Source organism: Paracoccus sp. MC1862 (assembly GCF_016617715.1).
Classification (GTDB): domain Bacteria; phylum Pseudomonadota; class Alphaproteobacteria; order Rhodobacterales; family Rhodobacteraceae; genus Paracoccus.
The window spans coordinates 1,281,409-1,293,167 of record NZ_CP067225.1; the positions used below are offsets into that span (position 1 = coordinate 1,281,409).

Consider the following 11,759-nt stretch of genomic DNA (forward strand, 5'->3'; position numbering starts at 1 on the left):
GAGTACCAGGAATACTCCTGCGCGGCTACCGCGTAAACTTCTTGTACTTCACCCGCTTCGGCTCGATTGAATCCGGCCCCAGCCGCCGCACCTTGTCCTCTTCATAAGCCTCGAAGTTCCCCTCGAACCACTCGACATGCGCGTCGCCTTCAAACGCAAGGATATGCGTGCAGAGGCGGTCGAGGAAGAAGCGGTCGTGCGAGATGATGACGGCGCAGCCGGCGAAATCCTCGAGCGCCGCTTCCAGCGCCTGCAGGGTTTCCACGTCAAGATCGTTCGTCGGCTCGTCCAGCAGCAGGACGTTGCCGCCGGATTTCAGCAGCTTCGCCATGTGGACGCGGTTGCGTTCGCCGCCCGAAAGCAGGCCCACCTTCTTCTGTTGGTCGCCGCCCTTGAAGTTGAACGCGCTGGCATAGGCGCGCGAGTTCATCTGCGCGTCGCCCAGGTCGATCTGCTCGGCGCCGCCCGAGATCTCCTCCCACACAGTCTTGTTGGGGTCCAGCGCGTCGCGCGATTGGTCCACATAGGACAGCGCAACGGTGTCGCCGAAGATGATCTCGCCCCCATCGGGCTTTTCCTGACCGGTCAGCATCCGGAACAGGGTGGATTTCCCCGCGCCGTTGGGGCCAATCACGCCGACGATCCCCCCGGGTGGCAAGCTGAAATCCAGACCCTCGATCAGCAGCTTGTCACCGAAGGCCTTGGTCAGCCCGGCGACCTCGATCACCTTGCTGCCTAGGCGGGGGCCGTTCGGGACGATGATCTGGGCATTGCCCACCTTCTCGCGCTCGGATTTGGACGCCATTTCGTTATAGGCGTTGATCCGCGCCTTCTGCTTGGCCTGCCGGGCCTTGGCGCCTGCGCGAATCCATTCCAGCTCGCGTTCCAGCGATTTCTGCTTGGCCTTGTCCTCGCGGGCTTCCTGCGCCAGCCGCTTGGCTTTCTGTTCCAGCCAGGCAGAATAATTGCCCTCGTAGGGAATCCCCCGGCCGCGGTCCAGTTCCAGAATCCAACTGGTGATATCGTCCAGGAAATAGCGGTCGTGCGTCACGATCAGGATCGTGCCGGGATATTCGATCAGGTGCTTCTGCAGCCAGGCAATGGTTTCGGCGTCCAGATGGTTGGTCGGTTCATCCAGCAGCAGCATGTCGGGCGCTTCAAGCAGCAGCTTGCACAGCGCCACGCGGCGGCGTTCGCCGCCTGACAGCGTGTCCACGTCGGCGTCGTCGGGCGGGCAGCGCAGGGCCTCCATCGCGACATCCACCTGAGAATCCAGATCCCACAGGTTCTCGGCGTCGATCTCGTCCTGAAGCTTCGCCATCTCCTCGGCGGTCTCGTCCGAGTAGTTCATCGCAAGCTCGTTATAGCGGTCGAGCTTGGCCTGCTTGGCCTTGACGCCCTCCATCACGTTGCCGCGCACGTTCAGGGCGGGATCAAGCTGCGGCTCTTGCGGCAGGTAGCCCACGGTCGCGCCCTTGGCGGCCCAGGCCTCGCCGGAGAAGTCCTTGTCGATGCCGGCCATGATCCGCAGCAGGGTCGATTTCCCCGCGCCGTTGACGCCGACGACGCCGATCTTGACGCCGGGCAGGAAGTTCAGGCGGATGTTTTCAAAGGTCTTCTTTCCGCCGGGATAGGTCTTGGACAGGCCGTCCATGTGATAGACATACTGATACGAGGCCATGAGCCGCTCCTGTTCGCTTGTTGCGGGCTATCTAGGCCACCGGCGGGGCGAATGTAAGCGGCGCCACGCGGGCGCCGCTTGGACTCACTGGGTCAGGTCGCGGTCGAGGAAGGCGCGGATCTGCTCGCCGGCCTGGGCGATGTTCACCACGCCGTCCAGGTGGCCGCGGGTGCCTTCCAGTTCGACCATCTCGACGGGGGTGCCGTCGGCCTTGATGATCGCGGCGGTCTCTCGCACGGCGTTACCCGGGAAGACCAGATCCTCGTCGGTGTGGATCAGCATCACCGGCACGTCGATGGCCGTGAGGCCGTCATAGACGCTTTCGCCCCCTGCCCCGCCGGCGACGAAAAGCTGGTTGGCGCGGATCAGATAAAGCAGGTGGTTCGCGTCCGAACTCGCGGCCCGCGCGGCGCCGCCGTCGTTCAGCGTCTTGACCACGGCGAACTCGTTTTCCATCGCGGCGGCGGGATCGGCCCCTTCCTCGGCCCAGTCGCGGCCAAAGGTGCCGTTGGTCCATTCGGCCGAGTTCGCGTGCAGCGTCACGATCTTCAGCGCCTGCGCCAGCCCCGCGTCGGGCGGCGTGCCCTCGTAATAGTCGCCGCCGTTCCAGTTGGGATCCAACCGCACCGGCGCACCCCAGATGTCCAGCCATGCGATCAGGTCCGCATCGGCCCAGCCCGAGGCGATCACGGGGATCACCCGCGTCAGCTTGTCGGGATGCCGCGCCGCCCAGTCATAGGCCTGCAACCCGCCCATGGATGGACCCATGACGGCATGCCACCGCTCGATCCCCAACTGCTGCATCAGCCCGTGCTGGGTTTCCACGAAATCGCCGATGGTCAGGATCGGGAAGTCCATGCCCCATGACTCGCCCGTGGCCGGGTTCACGGTCGCGGGGCCGGTGGTGATGACGGTGGGGCTTTTCGCGGCTAGGTTCACCGGCGTATCGGCAGAGACGACGAAATACCTGTCCGTGTCGATGGGCTTTCCGGGCCCGATGATCGCGTCCCAATAGCCGGGCGCCGCGTCATCTTCCGCGTATTTCCCAGCGGCGTGAGAGTTGCCGGAAAAGAAATGGGTGATCAGGATCGCGTTGTCCTTCGCCTCGTTCAGCGCGCCATAGGTTTCATAGCCCAGCGTCATCTCGGGGATCGTCTCGCCGCCGAGCGTCCGAAAATCCGTCAGGGTGAAGCTTTTCTTCTCTACGATCTCGTCCAGCGCGAAAGCGGGCGCGGCCAGCAGCAGCCCGCCCATCAGGGCGGCCAGGCAGTGTCGTGTCATGGGGTCTCCTCTCCCTCGTCCTTGCGGCGAGTAGAGCCGAAGCCCGAAATCCTGTCCACCGCTTCAGCGGATCAGGGCCGAGAACTCCTTGCCGAAGGTTTTCTCGATAAAGGCGAACTGCGGCTCAAGCCGTTCGCGGATCTTCGCGCGGGCCTCGGCCGGGACCGAAAGCTCGCCGTTGGCGGCGAAGACCTTGGCCCCGAGATCGCGATAGCCGAAGGGGTCAAGGCCGCAGAAGCCCTCGATCCGCCGCATGAAGCCCTCGGGGTCCCTGGCGATCTGGCCGAAGGGCAGGATCAGCAGCCGGTCCTGCGGCAGCCGCGAGGTCCAGCGCGGCACATAGGTCGCGTAATCGCCGCGGTCATACAGCACCGGGTCGTCGATCTCGGCCAGCCATGCCTCGACGCCCTTGGGGTGCTTCTTCTTGCGCGTGAGGTTCATCTTCAACTGGCTGATCGCGCGATCGACCGGGTGGCGGATGATGTAGATGAAGCGGCCCTTCGGCAGGAAATCGGCGACGAAATCGACCCCCTCCTCGGGCAGCGTCGAATATTCGGGGGTGATGTCGCAGGGGATCGTGCCCTCGGGCGCGGGGGCGAAGACCTGCTTGTACCAGCGGTTGGTGAACATCTCGCCCGTGGTGATCCGCTTGAGCCAGGCGTCGAGTTCGGGCGGCATCTCCTGCCCCTTGCCGGCATAGCGCTTTTCCTGGTTCTGGCGGGCGCGCCTGAAATGCCAGGGCAGCCATTGCCGGTGTTCCGGCACGAAGCGGTGGTTGAAGAACTGCGCTTCCTTGAAGGGCGGCAGCCAGACCTGCGGATGCTGGGCGATCATCTGCCCCAGCCAGGTGGTGCCGGCCTTCTGCGCCCCGATACCGACGATCTGCGGCTTTTTCGGGGCGCCCTCGGGGTCCCATTTCGGCAGAACAGTCACGGCGCAGCTTCACCACGTTCAGGGTCCGCCCGGCCCCGGCCTTCGGCGCGGTCGCGCCCGATCCGGCCACCGCGACAAAACCCCCGGCGCAGACGGTTTCACCCGTCTTTCGCCCATATCCCGCAGCCGGTCAAACCGATAGCCCGAGGGTCCGTCCCTATGGCCGGCCCCAGAGGTCGTAATCCGAGGCCTCGTCCACCGTGACCGTCAGGGTGTCGCCGGGTGAAAGCGCCTCGAAGCCCTCGTCGATGAACAGGTTGCCGTCGATTTCCGGCGCGTCGGCCATGGTGCGGCAGGTGGCTCCGCCCTCGTCCACGCTGTCCACGATGACCTGCTGGCGCGTGCCGACCCTGGCGGCCAGCTTCGCTGCGGAAATCGCCTGCGCCTTCTGCATGAAGCGGTCCCAGCGGTCCTGCTTGACCTCGGGGGCCACATGGTCGGGCAGGTCGTTGGCCCGCGCGCCACGCACGTTCTCATACTGGAAGCAGCCGACGCGATCCAGTTGCGCCTCGTCCAGCCAGTCGAGCAGATGCTGGAACTCGGCCTCGGTCTCTCCCGGATAGCCGACGATGAAGGTGGACCGCAGCGTGATCCCCGGAGCGGCGGCGCGCCAGGCAGCGATCTCGTCCAGCGTCTTGGCTGACGCGGCAGGCCGGGCCATGCGGCGCAGCACGTCCGGGTGTGCGTGCTGGAAGGGGATGTCCAGATAGGGCAGCACCCCCGCGCCCCTGGCCGCCGTCTCGGCCATCAGCGGGATCAGGTTGCGGACATGGGGATAGGGATAAACGTAATGCAGCCGCACCCATGCGCCCAGAGAACCCAGATCACGGGCAAGGTCGGTGATATGGGCGCGGTGGCCCCGCTCCTCGGCGTGACGCAGGTCCACACCGTAAGCCGAGGTGTCCTGCGAGATCACCAGCAGCTCGCGCACGCCGCTGGCGACCAGCTTTTCCGCCTCGCGCATCACGGCATGGGCCGGGCGGCTGACCAGTTTACCGCGCATGTCGGGAATGATGCAGAACTTGCAGGCGTGATTGCAGCCCTCGGAAATCTTCAGATAGGCATAGTGGCGGGGCGTCAGCCGCACCTCGGACGCCGGCAGCAGGTCGATGAACGGGTCCGGCGCGGGCGGCACGGCCAGATGGACCGCGTCCAGCACCTGCTCGTATTGATGCGGTCCCGTCACCGCCAGAACGCGGGGGTGGACGCCGGTGATGTATTCCGGTTCCGCCCCGAGGCAGCCGGTCACGATAACCCGGCCGTTTTCCGACAGCGCCTCGCCGATGGCTTCAAGGCTTTCCGCCTTGGCGCTGTCCAGAAAGCCGCAGGTGTTCACGATCACGGCATCCGCGCCCTGATAGGCAGGGCTGATCGCATACCCTTCGGCCCGCAGGCGGGTCAGGATGCGTTCGCTGTCCACCAGCGCCTTGGGGCAGCCGAGGCTGACCATGCCGATAGTGGGCTGCCCCGCGCGCCCCGCAGCCGCGCGGGCTGGCGCGTCGTCAAGGCGAAGGGCGGGGGCGAGGTCCGGGCGAAGGCTGGGAGGGTTCAGGCTCATGCGCCGCCATATAGCGACGGACAGGCCGAACGCAAAGCGCCACGACGCGGCGTTGTCGCGGATGGTGCCTGCGGGGCGGGCAGCCTGCGGGGCGTCTATGTGCGAGGCACAAGGTCGCGGCAGCGCCGGACGGCGGGCAGGATGCGGGGCTACGCGGCCCGCCCGCCGCTGGCGCGGTCGTGATCCACGAGCCTGGCCCCAGCAACATCCCGTGGATTTTCATTTCCGCCGCCGCTGGGCATGATGCTGCCATGCAGATCATCCCTCGCCATTTCCGCCGTGCCGCTGTCCTCGCGCTGTTCGCCCTGCCTGCCTGCGCCGCGCAACCGCCCGCCGCCACCGTCGCCACCGTCGCGACCGCGTCCCAGCCGCTGCAGGTCGCCGCCACGACGGAACCCGTCGTCATCCACAACAACCGGGGCGGCAATGTCCTGCAGATGATCGCCCGGCGAAACGAGCTTGAGGCCTCGGGCCGCCCGGTCCGCATCACCGGCCTCTGCAACTCGGCCTGCACGATGCTGATCACGCTGCCGAATGCCTGCCTTGCGCCGGATGCCTCGGTCGGCTTCCACGCGCCGCGCCTGCCGGGGACGCAGATCATCCCGCCCATCGTGGACCAGTTGATGGCGATGCACTACCGCAATGGCATCCTTGAACGCTGGGACAGCGAATGGCGCCATTCGCTGAAGATCCAGAGCATCAGCGCCCGCGAATATGTCCGGCTCGACCCCCAGACCCGGCTTTGCCGGTAAGGCTCAGGCCGGCGCCGAGACCAGCGGCTTGAAGTTGCGGACCTGCCGCTCGATCAGCCTTGCCACGGGCTTGCCGCGCATCACCGGCCTTGCCATGGGCGGCGGATCGTCGTGGCGCGGGGCGACCAGGTCGGGGAACAGCGCCCGCAGTTCCCGCAGCGCGGCATCGGTCATCGAGGCCACGGCCATCGGCCCCAGGTAAAGCGATTCGGCCTCGGCCCCTTCGGCAAAGACGATCTCGTGGCGGTCGAACATCAGGTGCCAGTAGCCGATGCCGTCCTGCGCCGGAACGCAGTCGATCCCCGGATGGCCGACAAGGTGGACAGCGGCGATCAGCACCTCGGTCGAGCCGGTCATGCGTTCCGCGATGGTCGAGCGGACCAGGATCCGGTGCTGCGGGGAAACGATGAGGTCGCGCAGCGGCATCCCCGGCCCCAAGGCACCGGCGGCGATGCGGATCGGGTTCAACCCGGGGTTTGCCACGAGGCTTGCCGCCGAAAGCCGCCTGCCGCCCAGCCAGCGCAGGGGCTGCAGGCCATGGTCGCGGGTGCGGATCAGGTCGCCCACCCGCAGCCGGTGGACCGGGCGCGGCCCCTCGGCCGTCTCGATCAGCGTGCCGGTGGCGAAGCAGGTGACGTCAACGCTGAAATCGTCGTCGCCGTCGATTTCACCCCAGGGAACCTGCCGGACGGCCTCGGTCGATCCGATATAAATGAACTGGATGGCCTTGCCCTGTTCTCCGCTCCAATCGACGGCGGCACCGTCAATGGGCAGCCAGAGCTGGGCCTTCGGCGCATCGGAAGTCCCCGTCAGAGACAGGACCAGCGCGTCAACATTGCCGCCGGTGACACCCTCCGGCCCGCTGAAGTCGGTGTACATCAAGCCTCGGCGGATAAGAGAGATGCTGTAGCGGACATCATTCAGGATGATGATGTCATCCACCGAAAGGAAACCCGGCGCCGCCTGAACCACCTCCAGCGGATCAAGGCTGGCCGAGATGTGGTGCGTCGGCTTGTAGGCATAGCCCTCGCCCGTCCGCCCTTCCGGGAAGATGGCGGCCGCGTCCAGCGTTTCCGGCCCCGTAAGGATGCTCGCGTCATAAAGCTTCGCCATGGCTGCCCCCTTGTTTTCACAAAGGATTAATGGCCAAGGGTTAAGGCTTGGTTAAGCGCGGCGGAAAGATCACTCGCGCAGGCGCCAGCCGGTCAGGAAGATCCAGCGGATCGCGGCCAGCAGCACGACGATCATCAGCGCGACCGCCACCAGCGAGACCCCCACCGGCACGTCGGCAAGGTCGAAGAACGACCAGCGGAAGCCCGAGACGAGGTAAAGGACCGGGTTCAGCTTGGCCACCTGTTCCCAGAAGGGCGGCAGCATGGATGCCGAGTAGAAGGCCCCGCCCAGGAAGACCAGCGGCGTGATGATCATCATCGGCACGATCTGCAACTGCTCGAAGTTCCTGGCCCAGAGGCCGAGGATGAAGCCCAGAAGCGCGAAGGCCGTCGAGGTCAGGACAAGGAAGGCGACCATCCAGACGGGATGGACGATATGGACGCCGACGAACCAGAAGCTGGTCAGCAGGATCACCAGCGCGATCAGGATGGCCTTGGAGGCGGCGGCGCCGACAAAGCCCAGCGTGACCTCGACCCAGCCGGTGGGGGCCACGAGATATTCGTAGATCGTGCCCGAGAACTTGGGAAAGAAGATGCCGAAGCTGGCGTTGGACACCGACTGCTGGAGCACTGTCAGCATCATCAGCCCCGGCACGATGAAGGCGCCGTAGGGCACGCCCTCGACCGACTGGATGCGCCCGCCGATGGCCGCGCCGAAGACCACGAAATACAAGACCGTGGACAGCACCGGGGATGCCAGCGACTGCCAGATGGTGCGGAAGAAGCGCGACATCTCGTGGCGGTAGATCGCGCGGACGGACCCCCAGTTCATCGCGGCTCTCCCGCGCCGGATTCCAGAAGCGACATGAACACCTCCTCCAGCGAGGACTGCTTGGTGGCGACGTCGCGGATGCCGAGGCCGCGCGCGTTCAGGTCGGCCAGCAGGCGGCCGATGCCGGTGCGCTCGGCCCGCGCATCATAGGCATAGCCGAGCCTGCGGCCGTCCTCGGAAAGGGTGATATCGTCCTCGGCCCAGCCTTGGGGCAGCGCGGACAACGGGGGGTCCAGTTCCACCGTCAGGTGCTTGCGCCCGAACTCGCCCATCAGTTCGGCCTTGGGGCGGACCAGCAGCAGGCGGCCCTTGTCGATGACGCCGATGCGGTCGGCCATCTCCTCGGCTTCCTCGAGGTAATGGGTGGTCAGGATGATCGTCACGCCCGAGGCCCGCAACTCGCTGACGACGGCCCACATCTCGCGGCGCAGATGCACGTCCACGCCGGCGGTCGGTTCGTCGAGGAACAGCACCTTGGGCCGGTGCGACAGCGCCTTGGCGATCAGCACCCGCCGCTTCATGCCGCCAGACAGCGCCCGCGTGGGCGCGTCGCGCTTGTCCCACAGGGCAAGGCTGCGCAGCACCTGCTCGACATAGGCCTCGTCAGGCCCCTCGCCGTAAAGGCCGCGGGTGAAGCGGACCGCGTTGGCGACGGTCTCGAAGGGTTCCAGCGCGATTTCCTGCGGCACAAGGCCGATCAGGCGGCGGGCGGCGCGCCAATCCGTGCGGATGTCATGGCCGCCCACCCGGACGGTGCCGCCGGTCGGGACCACCAGCCCGCAGATGATCGAGATCAGCGTGGTCTTGCCCGCTCCGTTCGGACCCAGCAGTGCGAGGATCTCGCCCTGCTCGATGGTCAGGCTGACATCGTCCAGCGCCTTCGTCCCGCCCGCATATTGCTTTGACAGGTGGTCGATCTCGATGATCGGGGGCATGGGCGTTCCTTCCAGCGGCTGGATCGAGAGCTATGCAGCCCCGCCCTGCTTGTCCAGCGCAAGCCCGGCATCCGCCATCAGCCGATCCGAGGCGGCCTCGACCTTTTCCTCCACCCGGGCCACCAGTTCTGCGGCGGGCAGGGTGACGGTCACGGGATCGAGGAACTCGATCACCGCACGTCCGGGCCTGATCCGCAGCCCGTCCCTGGGCCAGAACATACCGCAGTTGACAGCCACCGGGTGGACCGGCAGCCCGGTCGCCTGGTGGATAGTGCCGACGCCGTGCTTGTAGCTGCGCCGCTCGCCCGGCCGTGTGCGGGTGCCCTCGGGGTAGATGATGAGCTGGCCCAGGCCGTCCGCCGAGGCGCGTGAGGCCTGAATCCCGGCGATGATCTGGCGCATCGCCTCGGAGCCGCGGGTGCGGTCGATGGGGATGCAGCCCGCCAGCCGCGCGTAATGGCCCATGATCGGCACCCGCAGCACCTCGCGCTTCATGATGAAGGCGCATTGCGGGACCGCATGGGCGATGGCGAGGATGTCGAGGAAGCTCTGGTGCTTGGCCGCGATGATGCAGTCATGCACGGGGGGGGTGCCCCGCAGTTCGACCGAGACGCCGAGGATCGCGCGGGCCGCGGCCAGCAGGCGCCCGGTCCAGGCGATGGGCAGGACATGAGCGTTCTGCGGGTTGCGCCGGATCTTCGGCCACCACCACAGGCCCATGAAGATGGTGACAAGGGCGATCCAGACGTAGAACACGACCATTCTGAGCGGCCAGAGGAGCGGCAGGGGGCGGGGTTCGTAGCGCGGATCGGCGCCGGGCCGGCGCTCTGCCCTGTTCGCCACTTCCGGGGCCTCGCTCGCCAAGAACGGTCCACCGGACCGTTCTCCCGGCGCCCGGGAGTCCTGGATATTTTCAACCGAACGACTCTCGCCGAAAGTGCTGCCGGCAGGCGCGGGCAGCAGCGCCCAGCCGGGTTGCTCGATACGGCGCGGCGGCATCAGCGGACCTCGCGCAGCATCCGCAGCGCGGCGGCGCGGGTCGCGACGAAGCCCACCAGCGCACCCACCGGCGGGATCAGCAGCGGCCAGAGCCAGCCCCAGCCGGAAAAGCCGAGGCCAGTCAGGAAGCCCCCCGCCGCCTGCATGTCGGGCAGCGCGAAGATGGCGAGCATCCCCAGCGCTGTCCCCCCCGCCGCCCCCAACGCGGCGCGGCGGGTCAGGCGGCGGACGAAGGCCTGGGCGATGGTCAGGTCGCGGGCGCCGATCAGCCGCATGACCCGGATCACCTGCCCGTTCGCGGCAAGCGTCGCCTGTGCCGCCAGCGTGACGATGGCCGCACCCGCCGCCCCGATCAGGACCAGCGACAGCCAGCCAAGCACCCGCAGCCGCGAGGCCGCCGAGACCAGCGGCTGGCGCCAGCGGGTGTGGTCGTCCAGCACCGCGCCCGGCGCCTCGGCCTCAAGCCGCAGCCGCAGCCCCTCGGCGTCAAAGCCGCGTGCGGTCGTGACCTGCACCAGCCGGGGCACCGGCAGCGCATCGACGGGGACATCTGGACCGAACCAGGGTTCCAGCAGCGCCTCGACCTCGGCGGCGTCCAGCAGGTGGCTTTCGGCGATGCCGGGCGTCGTTTCCAGCACCTGCCGGACCGTGGCCGTCTGCGCCTCGATCTCGTCCGTCGGGGCCGAGACGCGGATCGTCACCGTCTGCGCCAGCCCCTCGGCCCAGCGGTCGGCCAGCCGCCCCGTGGCCAGCGACAGCGCCAGCGCGAATACCGCAAGGAAAGCCATCACCCCCGCGCCGAAGGCCGTCAGCTTCGCGGTCACGCCCGAAGGCGGCACGATCCGGTCCCCCAGCCCCGCCTCGCGCCCGGCCAGCGACCGCCAGAGCGTGCCGAAATCCAGCGCCTGCAGGTCGGCGCGAACCGGGCGCGCGCGGCGGAACCTTGCCCGCCAGTCGGAACGATTCGGCCCGCTCACAGCTCGGCCCCCGCCGCCTGGATGCGGCAGCCGCCGATCCGCAGCACGCGGGCCGACACCTGCTGCCTGGCGGCGCGCACGAGGTTCAGATCATGGGTGGCAATCAGCACGGTCTTGCCCGACTTGTTCAACTCGATCAGCAATTGCAGCAGCCTCAGCGACATGTCCCAGTCGAGGTTGCCCGTTGGCTCGTCCGCAAGGATCACGTCCGGCGAGAGGATCACCGCGCGGGCCAGCGCCGCCCGCTGCCGCTCGCCCCCCGACAGCGACGGCGGCAGGGCGCGGGCGGCCTGCGTCATCTGCACCCAGGCCAAGAGGTCACGGATCGCCGCCATGTCCACCGGCTCGCCCGCGATGGTCATCGGCAAGGCGATATTTTCCGCCACCGGCAGATGGTCGAGGAACTGCGTATCCTGGTGGACCAACCCGATCCGGCGGCGCAGCCTGGCAATGGCGTCGCGGCCCAGCGCCGCCGCATCCTCGCCGAACAGCGACAGCGTCCCCGAGGTCGGCAGCAGGTCGGCGATGCAGAGCCGCAGGAAGGTGGTCTTGCCGGAACCGGAGGGGCCGATCAGGAAATGGAACGAGCCGCGCGGCAGGCTGAGCGTGATGCCCTGAAACAGCGCCTCTCCCCGAGGGTAGGCGAAGCCAACATCCCGCATCTCGATCACGTCCGCCCTCCTTGGCCCGCGGCGCGCT

The 11,759-nt window shown here is 67.5% G+C and carries 11 protein-coding genes; 1 reads left to right on the plus strand and 10 read right to left on the minus strand.

Going from position 1 to position 11,759, the window contains the following annotated elements:
- Nucleotides 1-25 precede the first annotated feature (25 nt).
- The 4 genes from ettA to rimO all read right to left on the minus strand — a co-directional run bounded on the left by ettA (nucleotide 26) and on the right by rimO (nucleotide 5,453).
- Nucleotides 26-1,681: an energy-dependent translational throttle protein EttA gene (ettA, locus tag JGR78_RS06415; protein WP_182791238.1), complete on the minus strand. Its 1,656-nt coding sequence runs from the start codon at nucleotides 1,679-1,681 to the stop codon at nucleotides 26-28.
- A gap of 84 nt (nucleotides 1,682-1,765) precedes the next feature.
- Nucleotides 1,766-2,962, minus strand: a complete 1,197-nt coding sequence (locus JGR78_RS06420; protein ID WP_182803610.1) for a homoserine O-acetyltransferase — start codon at nucleotides 2,960-2,962, stop codon at nucleotides 1,766-1,768.
- 63 nt (nucleotides 2,963-3,025) lie between these two features.
- Entirely contained in the window at nucleotides 3,026-3,895 is an 870-nt protein-coding gene (locus JGR78_RS06425; RefSeq protein WP_234450886.1) for a sulfotransferase, read from the minus strand.
- Nucleotides 3,896-4,052: 157 nt separating this feature from the next.
- On the minus strand, nucleotides 4,053-5,453 hold the full coding sequence (gene rimO / locus JGR78_RS06430; protein ID WP_182803612.1) for a 30S ribosomal protein S12 methylthiotransferase RimO: 1,401 nt from the start codon (nucleotides 5,451-5,453) through the stop codon (nucleotides 4,053-4,055).
- 251 nt (nucleotides 5,454-5,704) lie between these two features.
- Between rimO and JGR78_RS06435 the strand changes: the two genes are divergently transcribed.
- Nucleotides 5,705-6,205 (plus strand): hypothetical protein, encoded by a 501-nt coding sequence (locus JGR78_RS06435; RefSeq protein ID WP_182791235.1) that lies wholly within the window; start codon nucleotides 5,705-5,707, stop codon nucleotides 6,203-6,205.
- Nucleotides 6,206-6,208: 3 nt separating this feature from the next.
- Here JGR78_RS06435 and JGR78_RS06440 read toward each other — a convergent pair whose 3' ends face one another.
- The 6 genes from JGR78_RS06440 to JGR78_RS06465 all read right to left on the minus strand — a co-directional run bounded on the left by JGR78_RS06440 (nucleotide 6,209) and on the right by JGR78_RS06465 (nucleotide 11,731).
- Nucleotides 6,209-7,318: a Hint domain-containing protein gene (locus JGR78_RS06440; RefSeq protein ID WP_234450887.1), complete on the minus strand. Its 1,110-nt coding sequence runs from the start codon at nucleotides 7,316-7,318 to the stop codon at nucleotides 6,209-6,211.
- Between the two features lie 69 nt (nucleotides 7,319-7,387).
- The gene (locus JGR78_RS06445; RefSeq protein WP_182803614.1) at nucleotides 7,388-8,149 is read right to left on the minus strand and encodes an ABC transporter permease; all 762 of its coding nucleotides are present in this window, start codon (nucleotides 8,147-8,149) and stop codon (nucleotides 7,388-7,390) included.
- A complete protein-coding gene (locus JGR78_RS06450; protein WP_182803616.1) occupies nucleotides 8,146-9,084 on the minus strand; it encodes an ABC transporter ATP-binding protein in 939 nt (312 codons plus the stop codon). Before JGR78_RS06450 ends, JGR78_RS06445 begins: the two co-directional genes overlap by 4 nt.
- 30 nt (nucleotides 9,085-9,114) lie before the next feature.
- Entirely contained in the window at nucleotides 9,115-9,927 is an 813-nt protein-coding gene (locus JGR78_RS06455) for a 1-acyl-sn-glycerol-3-phosphate acyltransferase (protein WP_234450888.1), read from the minus strand.
- 155 nt (nucleotides 9,928-10,082) lie between these two features.
- A complete protein-coding gene (locus JGR78_RS06460) occupies nucleotides 10,083-10,985 on the minus strand; it encodes an ABC transporter permease (RefSeq protein ID WP_182791330.1) in 903 nt (300 codons plus the stop codon).
- 71 nt (nucleotides 10,986-11,056) lie between these two features.
- Nucleotides 11,057-11,731, minus strand: a complete 675-nt coding sequence (locus JGR78_RS06465) for a cell division ATP-binding protein FtsE (RefSeq protein WP_182803618.1) — start codon at nucleotides 11,729-11,731, stop codon at nucleotides 11,057-11,059.
- Nucleotides 11,732-11,759 lie beyond the last annotated feature (28 nt).

What these genes read in the sequence shown, in the direction of transcription:
- ettA (WP_182791238.1), bottom strand. Translation starts at nt 1,681, where the DNA reads ATGGCCTCGTATCAGTATGTCTATCACATGGACGGCCTGTCCAAGACC.
- JGR78_RS06420 (WP_182803610.1), bottom strand. Translation starts at nt 2,962, where the DNA reads ATGACACGACACTGCCTGGCCGCCCTGATGGGCGGGCTGCTGCTGGCC.
- rimO (WP_182803612.1), bottom strand. Translation starts at nt 5,453, where the DNA reads ATGAGCCTGAACCCTCCCAGCCTTCGCCCGGACCTCGCCCCCGCCCTT.
- JGR78_RS06435 (WP_182791235.1), top strand. Translation starts at nt 5,705, where the DNA reads ATGCAGATCATCCCTCGCCATTTCCGCCGTGCCGCTGTCCTCGCGCTG.
- JGR78_RS06440 (WP_234450887.1), bottom strand. Translation starts at nt 7,318, where the DNA reads ATGGCGAAGCTTTATGACGCGAGCATCCTTACGGGGCCGGAAACGCTG.
- JGR78_RS06445 (WP_182803614.1), bottom strand. Translation starts at nt 8,149, where the DNA reads ATGAACTGGGGGTCCGTCCGCGCGATCTACCGCCACGAGATGTCGCGC.
- JGR78_RS06450 (WP_182803616.1), bottom strand. Translation starts at nt 9,084, where the DNA reads ATGCCCCCGATCATCGAGATCGACCACCTGTCAAAGCAATATGCGGGC.